This window comes from Microbacterium sp. BG28 (genome assembly GCF_034044005.1).
GTDB lineage: Bacteria > Actinomycetota > Actinomycetes > Actinomycetales > Microbacteriaceae > Microbacterium.
The window spans coordinates 797,145-815,312 of sequence record NZ_JAXCHA010000001.1; the positions used below are offsets into that span (position 1 = coordinate 797,145).

Annotated in this window: 19 protein-coding genes; 5 read left to right on the top strand and 14 right to left on the bottom strand. The window is 70.3% G+C overall.

Going from position 1 to position 18,168, the window contains the following annotated elements:
• Positions 1–39: 39 nt before the first annotated feature.
• Complete coding sequence (locus SK224_RS04030; protein ID WP_320433499.1) at positions 40–1,116, bottom strand: ABC transporter substrate-binding protein; 1,077 nt, start codon at positions 1,114–1,116, stop codon at positions 40–42.
• Positions 1,117–1,423: 307 nt separating this feature from the next.
• Between SK224_RS04030 and SK224_RS04035 the strand changes: the two genes are divergently transcribed.
• Positions 1,424–1,924 (top strand): septum formation family protein, encoded by a 501-nt coding sequence (locus tag SK224_RS04035; protein ID WP_320433500.1) that lies wholly within the window; start codon positions 1,424–1,426, stop codon positions 1,922–1,924.
• A gap of 55 nt (positions 1,925–1,979) precedes the next feature.
• Here SK224_RS04035 and SK224_RS04040 read toward each other — a convergent pair whose 3' ends face one another.
• The 3 genes from SK224_RS04040 to add all read right to left on the bottom strand — a co-directional run bounded on the left by SK224_RS04040 (position 1,980) and on the right by add (position 5,628).
• Positions 1,980–3,350 carry an amidohydrolase family protein gene (locus SK224_RS04040; protein ID WP_320433501.1) on the bottom strand — a complete coding sequence of 457 codons (1,371 nt, stop codon included), beginning with the start codon at positions 3,348–3,350 and terminating at the stop codon, positions 1,980–1,982.
• A gap of 132 nt (positions 3,351–3,482) precedes the next feature.
• Positions 3,483–4,547, bottom strand: a complete 1,065-nt coding sequence (locus tag SK224_RS04045; RefSeq protein WP_320433502.1) for an ABC transporter substrate-binding protein — start codon at positions 4,545–4,547, stop codon at positions 3,483–3,485.
• Between the two features lie 28 nt (positions 4,548–4,575).
• Positions 4,576–5,628 carry an adenosine deaminase gene (add, locus tag SK224_RS04050; RefSeq protein ID WP_320433503.1) on the bottom strand — a complete coding sequence of 351 codons (1,053 nt, stop codon included), beginning with the start codon at positions 5,626–5,628 and terminating at the stop codon, positions 4,576–4,578.
• 114 nt (positions 5,629–5,742) lie between these two features.
• Between add and SK224_RS04055 the strand changes: the two genes are divergently transcribed.
• Positions 5,743–6,327 carry an XRE family transcriptional regulator gene (locus SK224_RS04055; RefSeq protein WP_320433504.1) on the top strand — a complete coding sequence of 195 codons (585 nt, stop codon included), beginning with the start codon at positions 5,743–5,745 and terminating at the stop codon, positions 6,325–6,327.
• A 122-nt stretch (positions 6,328–6,449) separates the two neighbouring features.
• On the opposite strand, the gene SK224_RS04060 is transcribed toward SK224_RS04055, so the two are convergent.
• From SK224_RS04060 to allB, 5 genes are read right to left on the bottom strand one after another with little or no spacing between them, the layout of a single operon-like run.
• Positions 6,450–7,760, bottom strand: coding sequence for an allantoate amidohydrolase (locus SK224_RS04060; protein ID WP_320433505.1), 1,311 nt, complete (start codon positions 7,758–7,760; stop codon positions 6,450–6,452).
• Positions 7,757–8,983: an alanine--glyoxylate aminotransferase family protein gene (locus SK224_RS04065; RefSeq protein ID WP_320433506.1), complete on the bottom strand. Its 1,227-nt coding sequence runs from the start codon at positions 8,981–8,983 to the stop codon at positions 7,757–7,759. The genes SK224_RS04060 and SK224_RS04065 overlap by 4 nt, the downstream gene beginning before the upstream one ends.
• Positions 8,984–9,005: 22 nt before the next feature.
• Positions 9,006–10,574, bottom strand: coding sequence for an AtzH-like domain-containing protein (locus SK224_RS04070; RefSeq protein ID WP_320433507.1), 1,569 nt, complete (start codon positions 10,572–10,574; stop codon positions 9,006–9,008).
• Positions 10,571–11,683: an acetamidase/formamidase family protein gene (locus SK224_RS04075; protein ID WP_320433508.1), complete on the bottom strand. Its 1,113-nt coding sequence runs from the start codon at positions 11,681–11,683 to the stop codon at positions 10,571–10,573. The genes SK224_RS04070 and SK224_RS04075 overlap by 4 nt, the downstream gene beginning before the upstream one ends.
• Complete coding sequence (gene allB, locus SK224_RS04080) at positions 11,680–13,026, bottom strand: allantoinase AllB (protein WP_320433509.1); 1,347 nt, start codon at positions 13,024–13,026, stop codon at positions 11,680–11,682. The genes SK224_RS04075 and allB overlap by 4 nt, the downstream gene beginning before the upstream one ends.
• A 112-nt stretch (positions 13,027–13,138) precedes the next feature.
• Between allB and uraD the strand changes: the two genes are divergently transcribed.
• The gene (uraD, locus tag SK224_RS04085) at positions 13,139–13,663 is read left to right on the top strand and encodes a 2-oxo-4-hydroxy-4-carboxy-5-ureidoimidazoline decarboxylase (RefSeq protein WP_320433510.1); all 525 of its coding nucleotides are present in this window, start codon (positions 13,139–13,141) and stop codon (positions 13,661–13,663) included.
• Entirely contained in the window at positions 13,660–13,992 is a 333-nt protein-coding gene (uraH, locus tag SK224_RS04090; RefSeq protein WP_320433511.1) for a hydroxyisourate hydrolase, read from the top strand. The genes uraD and uraH overlap by 4 nt, the downstream gene beginning before the upstream one ends.
• Here the strand turns inward: uraH and SK224_RS04095 are convergent.
• The 4 genes from SK224_RS04095 to SK224_RS04110 form a co-directional block, all read right to left on the bottom strand.
• Positions 13,977–14,417, bottom strand: a complete 441-nt coding sequence (locus tag SK224_RS04095) for a hypothetical protein (RefSeq protein ID WP_320433512.1) — start codon at positions 14,415–14,417, stop codon at positions 13,977–13,979. The two genes, uraH and SK224_RS04095, sit on opposite strands and share 16 nt — an antisense overlap.
• 9 nt (positions 14,418–14,426) lie before the next feature.
• Positions 14,427–14,693, bottom strand: a complete 267-nt coding sequence (locus tag SK224_RS04100) for a hypothetical protein (protein WP_320433513.1) — start codon at positions 14,691–14,693, stop codon at positions 14,427–14,429.
• A complete protein-coding gene (locus tag SK224_RS04105; RefSeq protein ID WP_320433514.1) occupies positions 14,693–15,877 on the bottom strand; it encodes a hypothetical protein in 1,185 nt (394 codons plus the stop codon). The genes SK224_RS04100 and SK224_RS04105 overlap by 1 nt, the downstream gene beginning before the upstream one ends.
• Positions 15,878–15,990: 113 nt before the next feature.
• Complete coding sequence (locus SK224_RS04110) at positions 15,991–16,851, bottom strand: GIY-YIG nuclease family protein (protein WP_320433515.1); 861 nt, start codon at positions 16,849–16,851, stop codon at positions 15,991–15,993.
• A 149-nt stretch (positions 16,852–17,000) separates the two neighbouring features.
• Between SK224_RS04110 and SK224_RS04115 the strand changes: the two genes are divergently transcribed.
• Entirely contained in the window at positions 17,001–17,192 is a 192-nt protein-coding gene (locus tag SK224_RS04115) for a hypothetical protein (RefSeq protein WP_320433516.1), read from the top strand.
• A gap of 128 nt (positions 17,193–17,320) precedes the next feature.
• Here SK224_RS04115 and SK224_RS04120 read toward each other — a convergent pair whose 3' ends face one another.
• Entirely contained in the window at positions 17,321–18,088 is a 768-nt protein-coding gene (locus SK224_RS04120) for an SDR family oxidoreductase (protein WP_320433517.1), read from the bottom strand.
• Between the last annotated feature and the right edge of the window lie 80 nt (positions 18,089–18,168).

An 18,168-nucleotide genomic window follows, 5' to 3' on the forward strand; every position in this document is an offset into this window, starting at 1 on the left:
AGGGGGTGAGGGCGCCCACGGCGGGGCGCCCTCACGGTGTCAACCTGCGTACTTCACCAGGTCGGGGTTCTCGCTGTAGAGCTCCTCGAGCAGCGAGGTGTCGAACAGCTGGTCGGCGGTGACGTCGATGCCGGCCTCGCCGAGGCTCTTGACGGTGGCCTCCTTGAGGTCGTCCGAGATCGAGAAGAGACCGTTGGTCTCGGTCTCGTCCGAGACGACGAGGTCGCTGAGCTGGGCGACGGCGCCCGCCTCGGAGTTCTTCGGGTCGAGGTTGAGGTCCTTGCCGTAGTCGTCGTACGCGAGGCTCGCGCAGCCGGCGGGGTCGGCGACGGCGGCGGTCCAGCCCTGGATCTCGGCCTTCAGGAACGCCTTGACGGTGTCCGGGTGGTTCTTGATCATGTCGTCGGTCGTGACCAGCGTCTCGGCCGGGAACGGCAGACCGTTGTCCGCGAAGGGCAGGTTGACGGTGTCGTGGCCCTCGTTCTGGACGATGATCGCCTCGTTGGTCAGGTAGGCGATGAAGCCGTCGACCTCACCGTTGATGAGGGGCGCCGGGTCGTACTGCACGGGCACGATCGTCAGGTCGCTGGCGCTCATGCCGTTGGCGGCGAGGAACGCGTTGAACAGCGCGGTGTTGGAGTCCTGCACACCGATGCGCTTGCCCTTGAGGTCGGCGACCGTGGCGATGTTGCCGCCGTCCTTCAGCGAGAGGACCGTGAAGGGGTTCTTCTGGTAGGTGGTGCCGATGATCTTCAGCGGCGCGCCCTCGCTCGCCACGACCGAACCGGTCGAGACGGCGTCGCTCATCGCGAAGTCGGCGGTGCCGGAGATGAGCTCCGAGGCTCCGGTGGACGGACCGGGGACCAGTTCGACCGAGCTGAAGCCCGCGTCGGTGTAGTAGCCCTTCGAGTCGGCGAAGAACTCGCCGCAGAACTCCTCGTTCTTGATCCAGCTGAGCTGGACCGTGATGTCGCCGGGGCCGGCGGCGTCGCCTCCGGAGGAGGACGAGGATGCGGGGTCGCTGGATCCGGCACACGCGCTGAGCGCGAGAGCGGAGAGAGCAACGGCGGCGATGGACACGGCGACGCGCGTGCGGCGTGCGGTGAAGCGGGACATAAGCTGTCTCCCGGTTTGTCGGGTGGTGCACTTCGGGTGGTTGGGATGCCGGCGCCTCCCGTGCTCGGGTTCATCCCGGCGGCAGCGGTCTGCGTGACGAGTCCGACGCTAAGCGATGTAGATTTCACGAACACTGGCGGTCGTGTTTCCGCACCGTTACACCTGACCTATCCACAGGTCGGAGTCAAGAGACTCATGGGCCCACGCGTGGACCGATAGCCTGGCGGCCGTTCACCACAGCGAACACGTCCCCTTCAGCCTCCTCCGACGGCACAGCCGTCCGAGCGCGCCCGAAAGCGAGTGCCCCATGCGTACCTCCCGCCTCCTTACCGCTACCGCCGTCATGGGGGCCGCCCTCTTCCTCGGCGGCTGTTTCCAGATCAGCGACCTCGGGGGCGGCCCCGAGGCGGTGCGCGACTCCGACACGGGCGAGATCACCGACGCCGGCAAGGCCGACGTCTTCACCCTCTCCGTGGGCGACTGCATGAACAACACCTCCAGCGAGGAGGTCACCGACGTCCCGGTCGTGCCCTGCAGCGACCCGCACGACACCGAGGTCTACTACGAGTTCTCGCTGCCGGACGGCGAGTACCCCGGCAAGGACGAGGTGTACTCCGCTGCCGAGCAGGGCTGCTACACCGAGTTCTCCAACTTCGTCGGTATCGCCTACGAGGAGTCGACCCTCGAGTTCTCGTACTTCGCGCCCACCCAGCAGAGCTGGGACCAGGGCGACGACCGTCTGGTCTCCTGCCTCGTCGTCGACACGGCCGAGCAGGTCACCGGCACGCTTGCGGGCGCGGCGCGCTGACGGATCGCACACGAAGGGGGCCGGGTCATCCCGGCCCCCTTCGACGTTCACGGTGTCAGGCGGGGTGGCGCCCCAGGCGCTCGGCAACGCGGGGCAGGTCCTCGTGCACGCGGATGGTCGCCTCCGGCGCGAGCGGGTTCGTCGAGACACCCTCCTCGCTGACGAGACGGCCGCCCACGTAGACCCGCTTGAGGTTGCGGGGCGTCATCGACAGCACGTAACTGCGGACGGGGTGCCAGAGCGGACCCACATCGGGCTTGCGCGGGTCGACCACGACGAAGTCGGCGAACTTACCGACCTCGAGGCTGCCCACGCGGTCGTCGACACCCAGGATCGCAGCTCCCCCCAGGGTGTGCAGGCGCAGGACACGCTCCGGCATCATCGACAGCGGGTCCTTCGTGCGGGCGCGCTGCATGAAGATGCCCGCGCGCATGTTCTGCCACGGGTCGGAGACGTCGGTGCAGGCCTGGTCGTCGAGGCCCATCCCCACCTTCATCCCCATCGCCATCATCTCCGGCACGAGGGCCACCCCTGACGCGAGGCGCCCGTTGGATGCGGGCTGCCACGACATGGAGGCGCCGCCGGCGGCGGTCTGCTCGATGATCTCGGGCGTGGTCTGGATGAAATGCCCGAACATCATGCCCGGGCCGAGGGCTCCCGCATCCCGGTACATCGCGAACTTCGACTGCTGCAGCGGCACGGCCTCGGGGGACTCGAGGAAGTGGGCCTGGTTGGTCACCCCGAAGCGGCGCATCGCCTCCACCTCGACCTCGGCCGCATCCGGCCGCGGCGACCACTGCACCTGGCCCATGATCGACGCGCCCAGCGCGAATGCCGGGTCCATCGCGCGGGAGTGCGCGACTTCTGCGGCGAACCGGTCGAAGATCTCGTCGTCGCTGCCCACCGTCGCGTCCATGCCGATCGCATCGACGAAGCGGATGCCGGCGTCGAGGCAGCCGTCGGCCTGGCGCGTGTGATACTCGAGAGGGCGCATCGCGGCGTTGCCGACGCGCTTGCCGTCGACCATCGATTCCCACGCCTGCAGCGGGTCGGTGAAGTTGTAGGCGGTGGTGACGCCGTTGCCGAGGAAGTCGAGGGCGCCGTGCAGGGTCGACCAGTAGATGTCCTCCGGCGTCGCTGCGGAGGTCATGCCGAGCATCGAGTCGCACCATCCGTAGAGCGTCTCGCCCACGCCCAGACCGCGCAGCCCGCTCGTGAACAGGTGCGAGTGGCTCGACACGAACCCGGGGGCGACGAATGCGCCGTCGACGTCGAGGACCTCGTCGGCGGTGACCGTGGGAACGCCCGACCCGAGGGCGGCGATCCGTCCGTCCTCGACGAGCATCCAACCGTCCTCGATGTAGCCGGCGTCCTCGGTGCCGGCGGGCACGGTGATGAGGCGGGCGTGCGTGATCAGCAGGCTCATGGGGCTCCAGTTCGGTTCGGGGCGGACGACACGGATGTTGGTGACGCTAACACTGCGATGTTTCGCGCACATGGCGCCCCGCACCGCGCCGCCCCGCATCCGGCGGGGATGCGGGGCGGCGCCATGGATGACTCAGCCGGCGTACGCGATGAGGTCAGGGTTCTCCTGGTAGACCTCGTCGAGGAGGCTCATGTCGAACAGGTCGGACGCCTCCAGCGTGATGCCGGCGCCGGCGAGGCTGGCGATCGTCTGCTTCTGCAGGGCGTCAGAGATGGTGAACAGGCCGTTCTCGGCGGTCTCGTCCGTGGTGATGAGCGCGTTGGTGGCCAGCAGACCGGCGATCGTCTTGGCGGGATCGAGGTTCAGGTCGGTGCCGTAGACGTCCTTCGCGAGACGCGCGCCCTCGTCGGGGTCGGCGAGTGCATCGGTCCACCCGCGGATCTCGGCCACGAGGAAGGCCTTCAGCATCTCGCGGCGGTTCTTGAGGGTGTCGTCGGTCACCGAGAACGTCTCCGCCACGAACGGCAGGCCGTTCTCGGCGAGCGGCAGGTTGGCCGTCGTGAACCCGGCCATCTCCACCGTGATGGCCTCGTTCGTGAGGTAGGCAGTGAAGCCGTCGACCTCGCCGTTGGTCAGCGGCGCCGGGTCGTACTGCACGGGGACGATGTCGACCTGGGAGGCGTCGATGTCGTTCGCGGCGAGCAGCGCCGAGAAGAGCGCCCGGTTGGAGTCCTGCACGCCGATGCGCTTGCCGATCATGTCGGCGGGCTTCAGGATGTTGCCGCCGTCGGCCAGCGACAGGATGGTGAAGGGATTCTTCTGCAGCGTCGCGCCGATGATCTTGATGGGCGCACCCTCGGTGGCCACCGCCGTGCCGGCCGACACGGCGTCGTTGATCGCGATGTCGGTCGTGCCGCTGAGCAGCTCCGCGACACCGGTCGAGGGGCCGGGGATCAGCTGCACCTTCCCGAGGCCGGCCTGTTCGTAGTAGCCCTTCGCGTCGGCGAAATACTCACCGGCGAACTCCTCGTTGAGGATCCAGCTGAGCTGAAGGGTGACGTCGCCCAGGCCGGCTCCGTCGGACGATCCGGATGCGGCCGGCTCCCCCGACCCGCCGGCGCAGGCGGTGAGGGCGGCGGCCGAGACGACGAGGCCTGCGAGGGCGACTCCCAGGCGGGTTCGGTGGCTGCGTGACATGGGTGCTCCTGGTGATGGATGAGGTGGGTCAGGGGGTCTTCACGGGCGGCGCCGCGAGCTGGGCGACCATGCGGTCGGCGCGCTGGCGCAGGTCGCGCTTGCTGTCCGCATCGAGCCAGCTCGCCTCGATCGCGTTGTCGGTGAAGGAGGCGAGGGTGTCGAGGCCGTAGCCGAGCGCGTGAGCGAGGGCGCGGTAGTCGTGGGTGGGGTCGGTGCCGAACATCGGCGGGTCGTCGGAGTCGATGGTCACGAGCAGCCCCGCATCCACCATCTGCTTGATGCGGAGGTGACTGCCGTCGCCGCTGCCGGAGTAGCGGCCGATGTCGCTGGAGACGGGGGTGCAGGTGAAGGGGATGCGCTCCTCGACGCAGCGGCGCGTGATGTCGGGGTCGTCGACGACGTGGTAGCCGTGGTCGACGCGGCTGCACCCGAGCAAGTCGAGGATGGTCTCGATGTTGTGCGGCGGCCCCGATTCGGAATGCGCGGTGCGCTGCAGACCGGCCTCGCCGGCGAGCCGGAAGGCCTTCCAGAACTTCTCGGGCGGTCCGATCATCTCCGAGTAGTCGAGCCCGATCCCGATGACCTCGTCGTACGGGTTGGCGATCATCGTCTCGACCAGCTCGGTGGCGGCGCGCGGGGTGTCGTTACGGTTGAGGCCGACGATGAGGTTGCTGCGGATGCCGGTGTCGGTCTCGGCGTCGCGCATCCCGGCGCGGACGCCGTCGATGATCGTGCGGTAGCCGATGCCGGGGTGGCCGGGAGGGCTGAGGAAGATCTCGCGGTAGAGCACGTTGTGCGCGGCGCCTCCCGCGGTCAGCGACTCGTAGGTGACGCGATGGAAGTCGTCGACGTCGCGGATGACGGAGCCCGCCACATCCAGCACGCGGAGGAACTCGTCGAGATCCTCGTAACTGGCGTGGTCGAAGAGGTTCTCGGCGGTGCGTCCGCCGTCGAGCGCGACGCCGTGCTTGGCGGCCAGTTCGACGAGGGTTGTCGCCTGTACCGAGCCGATGAGGTGGCAGTGCAGGCTGACCTTGGGCAGGCCCCGCACGATCCGCTCGATGTCGGCCGATGCGCTCATGCGGCTCTCCGTGCTCTTCTAAACTGAGGGAGACGCCCTCGGCGATAAGTGACAGCATTCATATTCGATGAATGCGATGACGAGAGCATTCGGCGAACGTTTCCGGAGCGTAAATTGAGCGACCCCTCCCTCGATGCCGACCTCGGCTCGGTCATCGGCGCCGAGATCCGACGGCTCCGGGATGCGGCCGGACTCTCGACGCGCGAACTGGCCGCTGCGGCGGGGATGAGCCAGCCGTTCCTGAGCCAGATCGAGCGCGGCGCGAGCGCGCCGTCGATGGCATCGGTCTACCGTCTCGCCCGTGCGCTCGGAGTGCGGCCCGGCGACCTGCTGCCCGCTGTGGGCGCCGACGAGGTCGATGTCGTCCGCGCCGGCGAGGGGCGCCGCATCCCCGTCGCGGAGCGAGACGACGCCGCCCTTGGACGCGCGCTGCTGCTGCGCGAGAGCTCGGCGCTCGAGGTCGTCGAGTACGCCTTCGGCCCCGACGAGTACATCGCCGAGTGGTTCGAGTCGCCGGGCGAGAGCGGTCTGTATCTGGTCTCAGGGCGCCTCGAGGTGGATGTGCTCGGCGCCGGCACCCATGCGCTCGAGCCGGGCGACTTCATCCGCTTCCCCGCGGGCGCCCGGGACCGCTGGCGTCTCGTCGGCGAGGAGCGGGTCGTCGCCCTCTTCGTCACGAGCGTTCCGCGCCCCCGCTGAATCCGTGGCGCGGTGCCCTGCGAAGCTCCCCGAAGTGTCGCGGATGCAGGCGTCACAGGATGCCACAGCCGCCACGACCCCGGCCGGGCCCGGCAACGACCCGGGCCCGCACTCTCGAGCCGTCAGCGCACGCGGACGTCGGCGGCGAGCGCCAGCACGGACTCGGCGAGGGCACGGATGCCGAGAGCCACATCCGGCGCCGAGACGGACTCCCCCGGATGGTGGCTGATGCCGTCGGGGTTGCGGAGGAACAGCATCCCGACGTCGGTGATCGCGCCGATCGACATCGCATCGTGGCCGGCGCGGCTGAAGATCACGGCCGGGTCGGTGCCGCCAAGCGCGTCGGTGGCGCCGATGCCCTCGCGCACGACGTCCTGCAGGAGCGGCGCGCACATGACGGCGGCGGCGCTGTGCACCTCGCGTGAGCTCCAGCGCAGCCCGCGGCGCCCCATGATCGCGTCGAGTTCGCGGGAGAGCTCGTCCCACACGTGGTCGCGGGTCTCGTCGAACTCGCCGCGGAGGTCGAGGGAGAAGCGCGCCTCGCCGGGCACGACGTTGACCGCACCCGGGTACGCCTCGAGCTGGCCGACGGTGCCGATGATGTGGTGCTCGTCGCGGCAGATGCGCTCGACCGCCAGCGCCGCCTCGCTCGCACCCAGCAGCGCGTCGCGGCGCATGTCGTACGGCGTGCCACCGGCATGGCGGGCCTCGCCCTCGACGACGAGCTGGAAGCGGCGCGCAGAGGCGATCGAGGAGACCACCGCGAGCGGCTCACCGCGCCGGTCGAGCTCCGGTCCCTGCTCGATGTGCGCCTCGAGATACCCGATCAGCTCGTCGGGTCGTCGGGCGGCCTCGCCGATGCGCGCCGGGTCGAGCCCGAACTCGAGGAAGGCCTGCCGCAGGCTCGTGCCGTCGGCATCCGTCAGCGCCCACCAGTCCTCGTCCCACAGTCCAGCGACCGCCGAGGAGCCGAGCAGGGCCTTGCCGAACCGCGTGCCCTCCTCATCCGAGAACGCGACGACCTCGAGTGCGAACGGGAGCGCGACGCCGAAGCGCCCGTCACCGGCCGGCGCCCGCAGGAGCCGGGCGATCTCGAGCCCCATCAGCACGCCCACGATCCCGTCGAAGCGTCCCGCATCCAGCACGGTGTCCAGGTGCGAGCCGATGATCAGCGCGGGCGCGTCCGGGTCGAGCGTGTCGCCGACGATGCGGTCGAGCCGGCCGATCTGGTTGCCCGCCGCATCCTGTCGCGTGCGCATGCCGAGCTCGCGCATCCACTCCGCCGCGAGGCGGTTCACCCGGGCGTGCTCCGGCGAGAGGTAGACCCGCTCGATGCGGCCCGGGGTCGCCGTGACGCGCGCGAGCTCGTCGCACCGCGCCATCACGCGCCGCGCGGCGGCCGCGATGCGGTCGGGCGAGACCTCCAACATCATGCGCGCCCCGCGAAGACGTCGGATGCGGCCTCGACTCCGCCGCCGGCGGGAACGGCGGCGCCGTGGCGGCGCAGCACCGCCTCGAGGGCGGCGAGGGTCGTGAGGACGGTGTCCTTGCGGGCGTTGTAGCCCATCGTGCCGATGCGCCACACCTTGCCGTGCAGCGGGCCGAACGACGTGCCGATCTCGATACCGAAGTCCTCGAGCATCGCGGTGCGTGCCTCATCGCCCGGAACGCCCTCGGGGATGTGCACGGCCACGACGTTGCTCATCTTGTGCGCCACGTCGCCGAACACGGCCAAGCCGAGCGCCTCGACGCCGGCGAGCATCGCACGGCCGGCGAGCTCGTGCCGGGCGATCACCGCGTCGCGACCCTCGATCAGCAGCAGACGCGCGCACTCGCGAGCGCCGTAGAGCATGCTCGTCGCCTCGGTGTGGTGGTTGAGCCGGCGCGGACCCCAGTAATCCAGGATCATGCCGAGGTCGAAGTAGTTGGAGCGGACGAAATCGGGCGCGTCCTCGTCGCCCGCCTCGCGGATGCCGGCCTCGATCCGCTTACGGGAGCGGATGACCTCGACGGCGCGCTCGCTCAGCGTGAGAGGAGCGGAGCCGCTCGGGCCGCCCAGGCACTTCTGCAGACCGGCGGTCGCCGCATCCAGTCCCCACGCGTCGGCCTCGAACGCGTTGCCGCCCAGGGATGCGGTGGCGTCGGAGTAGAAGAGCACGCCGTGCGCGCGGCAGATCTCGCCGATCTCCTCCAGGGGCTGCAGCATCGTGGTCGAGGTGTCGCCCTGCACGAGCGCGAGCAGCGTCGGCTTGACGCGCACGACGGCCTCTTCGATCGCCGCGGGGGTGAACACCTGACCCCACTCGGTCTCGATCGTGTGCACCTCGGCGAGCGCGCGCTCGGCGATCTCGGCGAGCAGGTGGCCGAAGCGTCCGAACACCGGCACGAGCACACGGTCGCCGGGGCGCACGAGGCTGACGATCGCGGCTTCGATGCCGGCGCGGGACGTGCCGTCGACGAGCAGGGTCGCCTCGTTCTCGGTGGCCCACACCTGCCGGTACAGCTCCTGCGTCTCGTTCATCGTGTGGGTCATGAACGGGTCGTACTGGCCCACGAGCGGTGCCGACATGGCGCGCAGCACGGACGGGTAGGCGGAGATGGGGCCCGGTCCCATGAGGAGGCGGGCAGGCGGGTCGATGGGGAGGGTGTCGGTCATGAGTGCTTCCTGGGGATCGCGGTCAGAGCGCGGCGAGGCGGCGTCCGAGACGGACGAGGGCGATGTCGGTGCCGCTGCGCGAGACGAGACAGACCCCGACGGGCGCGGGTCCGAGCTGCGAACGGACGGTGAGCAGCGGGATCGAGAGGGCGGGGGTGCCGGCGACGGCCGCGGGCGTCGTCATGCGCAGCGTCGCCTGGCGCACCGCATCCACCTTCGCCGGATCCGACGTGCGCATGGGCGCGGGGCCGGGCACCGTGGGCAGCAGCAGCACGGCGTTCTGCAGGAGGGAATGCACGCGCTCGCGGAGCGGCTCGAGCGCCTGGCGCGCGACGCGCTCCGCCTCGGCCGTGACCTCGCTGGCGATACGGAACCGCTCGGCGACCGCCGCGCCGGTGGAGCCCGGGTGGGCACGGAGCCACTCGCGGTTGTTGCGCCACGCTTCCGCCGCCTGCACGGTGCGGAACGGTTCGAAGTACTCGTCGAGATCGCCGATCGAGGCCGTCTCGACCTCCGGCGCGCCCTCGGATGCGGCGAGCCGCTCCACGTAGGCGTCGAATGCCGCACGGGTGTCGGGCTCGACGTGGGTCAGCACGTCCTCGGGGATGACGAAGCGCCAGGGCAGGTCGCCCGCGGATTCGCCGAAGACGCTCTCGGTCGACTCCGAGCCGTCGTAGCTCAGGCACCAGTCGACCACCCGCTGGAGGGTGTTGCCGTCGCGCGTGAGCCAGCCGATCGTGTCGAAGGACTGCGCGAGGGGCAGCATCCCCTGCCGCGGCACGAGGTTGTGGGTCGTTCGCAAGCCCCACAGACCCTGGTACGAGGCGGGCACGCGCACGGATCCCGCGGTGTCGGTGGCGAGTCCCACCTCCGCCTGCCCTGTCGCGACGGCGGATGCGGGTCCGCTCGACGATCCGCCCGGTAGCGCACCCGGGAGCGCGCCGTTGGGAGGGGTGCCGTAGTGCGCGTTGTCCCCCGCGATCGAGTACGCGAACTCGTCGGTGCGCGCGATACCGCGCAGTGACGCCCCGCCGCGCAGCAGATCGGCGACGGCGGGAGCCGTGGTGGACTCCGGCCTCGCGGTCTCGAGGAAGGTCGGGTTGCCCGCGCCGATGCGGTAGCCCTTGATGGCGAAGAGGTCCTTGACGGCGACGTTGAGGCCCTCGAGCGGCCCCTCCCACGCGCCCTGCCACAGCGGGTCGCCCACCGTGCGCCAGACCGACCGGTCGAGCGCCTGCGCCTTGCCCGTCACGTGGGCTGCCTCGATGACCCATCCGCTCTCGCCGCGGCGCCACAGCTGGGTCTGCAGCCCCGTGCCGCCGCCGGTGAACCGCGACACCGAGACGAGCAGGGCGAGGTCGTCGGCGAGCGGACGGTACTCGATGCGCTGAATCGTGCGGGGTGCGACCCCGCCACGCACGCCCCGGAAGGCGCTGATCACGTCGTGGCCGACGAGCAGGCCCGCCGCATCCCCGCGCAGCGTCTCGTCACCGGGCGCGAACATCTCGTCGAGCACCGCGAGGTCGTTGTCACCGATCGCGCGCTCGTAGCGGTCGAAGGCGGCACGGAGGTCGGCGGGGATCTCGCTCATGCCCGGCCCTCCGCATCCGTCGCGGAAGGTGCATTCACGAAGTCGGCCTCGCGGATGCGGGCGTGCACACCGCAGACGATGTCCACCACCTGCGAGATGTCGAAGTCGGTCGCGGCCGAGAGATACGCGTAGGCGAGATGCTCGGCCATGCCGTACCGCGCCTGGAGCAGGGTGAGAGCCGCGCGCACGCAGCGACGCATCGCCTCGCCGAGGTCGGGGTCGAGCCCCGTCGGAACGAGGTACTCGTCGGTGCGCACGAGAGGGCCGAGGAGCTCGCCGAACTCCGCCAGCGCGACCGCGCGCGGCACGACGTCGAACCGCAACGTGGCCCGCAGCGACGCCTCGAGCGCGGTGAGGGCGACCTCGCCGTCGCCCTGCGCGAAATGCGGATCGCCGACGTACGCGAGCGCGCCCGCGACCTGCACCGGCAGGTACAGCACGGCACCCTCGGTCAGCAGCTTGATGTCGATGTTGCCGCCGTGCGCACCCGGGGGCACCGAGTGCGGGCGGTCGGAGCCGGCGACGGCCACGCCCATCGTGCCGAGGAACGGCGCGAGCGGGAAGGTCACCGCCGCCGGCCCCCCCTCGACGAGAGGCAACGCGCCAACGAGCGCGCCCTCCTGCTCCACGACGGGGGTGAACACACTCACGTTGTGCTCTCCGCGGGGCAGCTCGCCCACGAGCGCTCCCTTGCCGTGACGGTTGCTGATCACGCCGTAGGGCACCCGCGGCTCGAGCCGCACGACCGTGATCTGCAGCAGATCGCCCGGCTGGGCGCCGGCGACATGGATGGGCCCGGTCACCACGTGCGGGCCGTCGGCCATCACGTCGCGCGAGAGGGATGCGGCGATCGCCACCGCATCCTCGAGCACCTGCTCGGGCGCGACACCGTGCGCGCCGAAGAAGGCGCGGGGGTCCTTGCCCTGGTCCTCGAGGATCCCCTCGTGACTGACGGTGTCGATGGTGACGGTGGCTCCGGGCTCGATCCGGAGCACCGGCGCGTCGGTCGCGCAGGGCAGCCGGCCCCAGAAGATGTTCTCGACGGCGGCGGGAAGGTAGTGCTCGCCCGTGACGTCGCCGACGCCCGGCTGCAGGATCGGTGTGCTCACTGGCGCTCCTCGTCGATTGCCGCGATCAGCTCGCGCCCGGTGCGCGCGAGCAGACCCTCGCCGCGACGGTACACCGGCTCGCCGTGAAGCCACGTCTCGGCCACAACGCCCGTGAGCCTCGCCCCATCCCACGGCGAGAGCGGATTGCGGTACTCGAGAGCCGCCGCATCCACCGTGAACGTCTCGTCGGGTGCGAAGACGGTCAGATGAGCGGGCTCGCCGACCGCGATGGTGCCGCGGGAGCCGAGTCCGCCGACACGCGCCGGCCCCGTCGTCATGAGCGGCAGGAACGCCTCGAGCGGGATACCGCGCTCGCGCGCTCTCGTGTGCACGCTCGACAGCCCCGTCTGCAGGCCGGAGATCCCGCCCCACGCGAGGCCGAAGTCCGGCTCGCCCTTGAGCTCCGGGGTCGCGGGCGAGTGGTCGCTGACGATCGCGTCGATCGTGCCGTCGAGGACGCCCTGCCAGAGCAGGTCCTGATTGGCGAGGTCGCGGATCGGCGGGCAGCACTTGAAGGATGCGGCGCCGTCGGGAACGGATGCCGCATCCAGGGTCAGGTAGTGCGGGCACGTCTCGACCGTGATCCGCACGCCCTCGGCTTTGGCCGCCCGTACGTCGTCGAGCGCCGTACCGTCGGAGACGTGCACGATGTGCACGCGCGCCCCCGTGCGCCGGGCGGTCTCGATCACGAGCTGGATCGCTGCCCGCTCGCTGGCGGGCGGCCGGGAGGCGAGGAAGTCCGCGTAGTGCACACCGAGAGCGCCGTCGGCGTGCAGATGCGCGGGATGCTCCGCGTGGACGATGAGCAGTCCGTCGAAGGCGGCGAGCTCGGTGAGCACCTCATCGAGCTGCTCGGCGCTGAGATGGCCGAACTCGTCGATGCCCGACGGCGAGAGGAAGCACTTGAACCCGACGACGCCCGCGTCGGCGAGCTCCCGCAGGCGGCCGATGTTCTCCGGCACCGCGCCACCCCAGTAGCCCACGTCGACGGCGATGCGCCCGCTCGCGGCAGCCCGCTTCTCCGCCAGGGCCGCAGGGGTCGTGGTGACCGGAATGCTGTTGAGAGGCATGTCGAGCACGGTCGTGACTCCGCCTGCGGCGGCCGCCGCCGTCCCCGTGTCGAAGCCCTCCCAGCTCGCACGACCCGGGTCGTTCAAATGCACGTGGGAGTCGACGAGGCCCGGCAGCAGCACGAGCTCGTCCGGCAGAACGCGGTCCGCATCCGGGTCGAAAGCGCCGATCGCGCTGACGCGCCCGTCGGTCACGGTCACGGTCGCGGGGCGGAACGCCCCGTCCAGGAACACACGTCGCGCCGCGATGACGGTGGGTGCGGGGGTCGTCATGCCGACAACGCTAAGTGCTCCACATTTCGCAAATGTAACTGTTACCAACATTCCGTGCTCACGTGCCCGGCAGGTCACGCGGCGGCAATGCGGGCTGGGTAGGGTGGCGCGCATGCAACTGGACGAGTTCAACGCCCTCGACGCCGCCGAGGCGTCGCTGGTCGTGTCGGTGTGGGCGGCGGTACCCGGCTGGGTCGACGCGATCGTCGCCGCGCGCCCCTACTCCTCGATCGACGCCCTCCGCTCCTACGCCGGCGATCTCGCCGGGGTCTGGTCGCGCGCCGACCTGGATGCGGCCCTCGCCCACCATCCGCGGATCGGTGAGAAGCCGACGGGCACGGGGGCCGAGGCCGACGCGTCTCGCAACGAGCAGGCAGCCATGTCGACCGCGGCGGACGATGTGGCCGCCGCGATCTCCGCGGGCAACCGGGCGTACGAGGAGCGCTTCGGTCGCGTCTTCCTCATCCGCGCCGCGGGTCGCAGCCCCCAGGAGATGCTCGCCGAGCTTCACCGCAGGCTCGACAACGACGACGACGCCGAGGCCCGCGAGGCGACCGCGCAGCTCGCCGAGATCGCGATGCTGCGCCTGGAATCGGCGATCGTCGCCGACGAGATCGAACCGGAGGAGGCGGAGTGAGCCACCTGACCACCCACATCCTCGACGCGACCGCCGGCACCCCGGCGCCGAACGTCGCGGTCGCCCTGCACCGGCATCACGAGGGCGGCGCGATCGAGAGCGTCGCCGAGGGATTCACGGATGCGGACGGCCGGCTCGCTCTCGGCCCGGATCTTCTCGAGGCGGGCATGTACGCACTGACGTTCGCGACCGGCGCGTACTTCGCCGACCGCGGCATCGATACCTTCTATCCCCTCGCGACGGTGACCTTCACGGTCGCCGACCGGCCTCACTACCACGTGCCGCTGTTGCTGAGCCCGTTCGCGTACTCCACCTACCGCGGCAGCTGACCCAAGCGCTCGCCAGAGCGCAGCTCGAGGATGAAGGGCACGACGAAGCTCGCGAGCGCCCTCGCGATGGCCGTGATCACGAGCCACACCGGCGCGCCCAGGACACCGAGGACGAACCACGCGAGCAGCGCCGGAAGGGCGAGGAAGAACACACCGGCGGCCAGCGCGAACACCCACCCGAGGCATCCGATGACGAACATGCCGGCCGCCGCGAGCGCGAAGACGCTGACGCCCCCCGTGTAGCCCGAGGCGTAGCCGTTCGCCCATCGCACGCCACCGATCTGCACGCCGAGCGCGAGGATGCCGACCACGAGGACGATCCATCCACTGACTCCGCCGGCGAGCAGGCCGACGACGACCCCGACGCACACGATCAGCGACGTGATGATGACGGTGCGCAGGAAATGCGTGGCCACGAGGCGCATGAATCTCGTTCACAGCCAGGACCAGCCCCAGGCGGGCAGCGCCACCAGGCCCACCCACCGCCGCGCGTCGAATCGCACCCGCGGACGGATCCGCACGGCCGCAGCGACCGTGATCGCCACCCAGCCGAGCGGCACGTAGACGAGGCCGACGAGCACGACGGTCGACTCGTCCACCCTCCCCATGACGGCGAGCGGAAGGGCGATGAGCCCGATCGTCGCCAGCAGCAGATAGGTCGCCGGCAGCCAGGACGGATGCGGGCGGTACAGGGAATCCATCAGCGAGCGTCAGCGGGTGCGGCCGCGGTGATCGAGGGGGCGTGCTCGCGCAGGTCTTCCACGATCGCGTCGACGATGGCCGTAGCGAGTTCCGCACCGTCCGCAGGCCAGTCGGAGGCCTTGCGGCGCTTCGGATGCCATCCGCGCTTCTTGAACGACACGGACTCGGCCCCCTTGGCGGTCTTGCGCCCGAACCAGGCGGGCACATCGCCGTACTGCGACGCGCCGAACGAATAGGCGGCGACAGCCTCCCCTCCCGCCGGCGCGTAGGAGAACTCGAACGCCAGGGCGCCGCGACCGACCTCTCCCTGCCGCGTCGACTCGCGCGTACGGCGCATCTCGACGATGCCCGCGCCTCGCAGCCGAGGGTCGACCACCGGCTTCGACTCGGCCGGATCGATGCCGCCGGCGAGTCGCTGGCCCACCGCATCCATCAGCGTTCGTGACTGCTGGTACGTGTCCTCCGTGTCGGCGATCACGAGCCTCGCCTGCTCGCTGTTGAGCGAGACTTCCGGGAACCGGCGCTCTCCCACCTCCGGCTGCCCCGCCAGGCGCGGGCGCCACAGCTGCCACGCCCGGGTTCGCGCCGGACGGCGGCGACGGATGCTGAGGTCCGACCGACGGCGCCAGCGCGTGTTCCCGAGGGAGTACTCGAAGACCGCGGCGGCGAAGCTCGAGTCCGCCCGGGCGCCCGCTTGTGTCCACGGCAGGAGTTCGTACTCGCGCATCTCGTCGCCGGGGGAGGTCTGCGCGTGACGAAGGCTGATGGTGAGCGCGCCGTCCTTCTGGTTCACGGGCAGCAGCACGTAGTCGTTGCCGTCGCCTACCCACGGCGCCTCCCCTGCGGCGTCGGACGTCTGGCGCTCCTGGAGGGTGAGGAAGTGCGCTCCGGGTGGAACGATCGGATAGACGGCGGTCACCGCATCCGTTCCCTCCGCGTGCACGTCGATGCGCACGTCGCGGGCGACCTGTTCGGACTCGTTCACGATGACGATCCCGCGCACCCCGGCGGAGCGGATGCGGTCGTGCGGCACCACGGTCCACGCCACCACGCGAGCCGCCTGGGCGACCGCCGTCCGACGCATCTCGAGAACGAGAGCGAGCACAGCGATCGGCACGGCGAACGCCGCGATCACCGTCGCGATCTGCGCCCAGAAGTCCCAGTCGACGTTCCCGTCCGGCATGCCTGTGTCCTCTCGCCGTGCGTCATGACGCCTCGACGCTAGGTGCCGCGGAGTGTCAGGTCGGGCCCGGGAGGCCACTCCCGGACGAATCCGGACACGGCGCGGGCGCCCGCTCAGTTGGCGTTGAGCCCGTGAGCACGGCTGTCGAGAGCGAGCTTCCAGAACGACTCGCGCGCCAGGATGGTCTCCGCGCGGGTCTTGGGATCGAAGATCTCGAGGATCGAGTACTGGAAGTGTTCGACGATGTGGCCGTCACCGCGCGTGAGCTTGAGCAGCTCGAGATCGCGGTTGCCTCCGGAGAGGTCGGCGAGGTGCGCGTAGCCCGCCCACCGCTGCCAGAGACCGTTCGCCTCGCCCGACGCCGAGCCGACGTAGAGTCGCCCGTCGCTGAGGTCGGTGATGACGTATACGCCCTTGACGCTGGAGAGGGCGTCCTTCCAGCTCGGTTCGTCGTTCGCGATGATGCGCTGCAGATCACGGTGACGCAGTCGCACGTTCTGGTAGCCGGGGAAGGCCCCGAGTTTCACATCCGGTGCCAGCTCGTACACCTCAGGGCCGAGCGGGCCGTCCTGCAGGTTGTCGTAGGAGCGGAGGTAGAGGTTGCGGCCGATGGGCTCGTTCAGCTTCACGATGAGGCGCTTGACGTACTCCGCGTACCGATCGAGCGGCGTGAGCCGATAGCCGTCGTCGCCGAGCGTCTCGGGCACGGTCGGTTCGACGCGGAAGAAGCCGCCGAACATGAAGTACTCCGGGCCGTAGGGGTAGTACTGCGCGAACGCCAGGACATATTCCGCGCGGCCCATATTGTTGTTCTGCTGTCGTGAGCGGTATCTCGTCATCGCCAGCCAGGGCTCGGGATCGTCGGCCATCAGCAGGTCGTAGGCGGCCGCGCCGCCCACGCCCGCACGGATGTTGAACTTCACCTTCGTGCGCGCTGGTGCGGGCACGGGCATGACGTCGGCGAATCGGATCACGGTGCTCCTCGGGGCTCTGGCCCGAGCGTACGGTCGGACCAGAGCCCGCGACGCGGTCGTCCCCGCATCCCGAACGAACCCGGACAGCCCCCGGGCTCCTTTCGAACAGAGACGCCCCACGGGCACTCGCCGCGCGCTACGCTCACCGCATGTTGGGGACCATCTCTCGCGGCGTCGCGATCTTCATGCTCGTCTTCGGACTGCTCGCCCTCGGCGTCTCCGTCGCGGGCCTCATCATCGAACCGACCGGCTGGCTCTGGTTCTCGCTCGTGCTCGGCGTGGTGCTGACCCTCCGCGGGATCATCGGTCTCGTGCGCGACGAGACCGCGTCGCGCGGGTAGCGACGCGGTCCACCCGCCCCGCTCGCCGCAGCGGTGTGCTGCGACATGTGCACGATCGGCGGGGCAGGTGTTGCGCCCGCGGTCACGGCAGCCGCATCCGCACCAGGGACCGTGCACATGTCGCGGCATCACCCCTTGCCGTGCGGGTCGGACCGGTTGAGCGTCGCGACCACCTGGTCGTAGTCGCCGCGTGCCTCGCCGTACCGGAGGAACTTGACGCGCTCGACCTGGATCTCCGGCGCATCGGGCTGATCGCGCAGCAGGCGCATGACCTCATCGGCGAACGCATCGAGGGGCATCGCGAATGCGCTGTCGCGCTGACCCGGCAGAAGGTCGGTCGCGACGGAGGGTGGTTCGAGCTCTTTCACCGCGACAGACGTTCCCGCCAGCTGCAGGCGCAGCGACTCGCTGAGCATGTGGATGGCCGCCTTCGACGCGTTGTAGCTGGGGGTCGCGGCGAGCGGCGCGAAGGCGAGGCCGGACGAGACCGTGATGATCGTCGAAGCCGGCTGTGCGCGCAGCTGATCGATGACCGCGGCGATGAGGCGGATGGGACCGAGCACGTTGGTGGTGACGGTCTGCTCGGCCGAGGCGAGGAAGCCGTCGGGCGTCGTCCAGTCCTCGACGTGCATGATGCCCGCCATCGTGACGAGCACGTTCAGGGCGGGGTGGCGTTCGATGACGGATGCGGTGGCGGTGCGCACGGATGCCGCATCCGCCGTGTCGATCTCGACGGTGTCGATGCCGGGGTGCTCTGCGGCGATCGTCTCGAGGAGCCCCCGGCGCCGGCCGCCGACGATCACGGTGTTACCCGCCTGCTGCAGGCGGAGCGCGAGCGCCAGGCCGATGCCGCTGGTCGCGCCGGGGATGAAGACGGTGTTTCCGGTGATGTCCATCTCTCGAGCGTCGCCGGCGTGGCCGAGTCCCGGAAGGGATCGCTCATCGGGGGATCGGCGGTCTCTGGATGAGCCGTTAT

What these genes read in the sequence shown, in the direction of transcription:
- SK224_RS04100 (WP_320433513.1), bottom strand. Translation starts at nt 14,693, where the DNA reads ATGGATTCCCTGTACCGCCCGCATCCGTCCTGGCTGCCGGCGACCTAT.
- SK224_RS04040 (WP_320433501.1), bottom strand. Translation starts at nt 3,350, where the DNA reads ATGAGCCTGCTGATCACGCACGCCCGCCTCATCACCGTGCCCGCCGGC.
- allB (WP_320433509.1), bottom strand. Translation starts at nt 13,026, where the DNA reads ATGACGACCCCCGCACCCACCGTCATCGCGGCGCGACGTGTGTTCCTG.
- SK224_RS04095 (WP_320433512.1), bottom strand. Translation starts at nt 14,417, where the DNA reads ATGCGCCTCGTGGCCACGCATTTCCTGCGCACCGTCATCATCACGTCG.
- add (WP_320433503.1), bottom strand. Translation starts at nt 5,628, where the DNA reads ATGAGCGCATCGGCCGACATCGAGCGGATCGTGCGGGGCCTGCCCAAG.
- uraD (WP_320433510.1), top strand. Translation starts at nt 13,139, where the DNA reads ATGCAACTGGACGAGTTCAACGCCCTCGACGCCGCCGAGGCGTCGCTG.
- SK224_RS04060 (WP_320433505.1), bottom strand. Translation starts at nt 7,760, where the DNA reads ATGATGTTGGAGGTCTCGCCCGACCGCATCGCGGCCGCCGCGCGGCGC.
- SK224_RS04030 (WP_320433499.1), bottom strand. Translation starts at nt 1,116, where the DNA reads ATGTCCCGCTTCACCGCACGCCGCACGCGCGTCGCCGTGTCCATCGCC.
- SK224_RS04070 (WP_320433507.1), bottom strand. Translation starts at nt 10,574, where the DNA reads ATGAGCGAGATCCCCGCCGACCTCCGTGCCGCCTTCGACCGCTACGAG.
- SK224_RS04105 (WP_320433514.1), bottom strand. Translation starts at nt 15,877, where the DNA reads ATGCCGGACGGGAACGTCGACTGGGACTTCTGGGCGCAGATCGCGACG.
- SK224_RS04120 (WP_320433517.1), bottom strand. Translation starts at nt 18,088, where the DNA reads ATGGACATCACCGGAAACACCGTCTTCATCCCCGGCGCGACCAGCGGC.
- SK224_RS04065 (WP_320433506.1), bottom strand. Translation starts at nt 8,983, where the DNA reads ATGACCGACACCCTCCCCATCGACCCGCCTGCCCGCCTCCTCATGGGA.
- SK224_RS04035 (WP_320433500.1), top strand. Translation starts at nt 1,424, where the DNA reads ATGCGTACCTCCCGCCTCCTTACCGCTACCGCCGTCATGGGGGCCGCC.
- SK224_RS04115 (WP_320433516.1), top strand. Translation starts at nt 17,001, where the DNA reads ATGTTGGGGACCATCTCTCGCGGCGTCGCGATCTTCATGCTCGTCTTC.
- SK224_RS04045 (WP_320433502.1), bottom strand. Translation starts at nt 4,547, where the DNA reads ATGTCACGCAGCCACCGAACCCGCCTGGGAGTCGCCCTCGCAGGCCTC.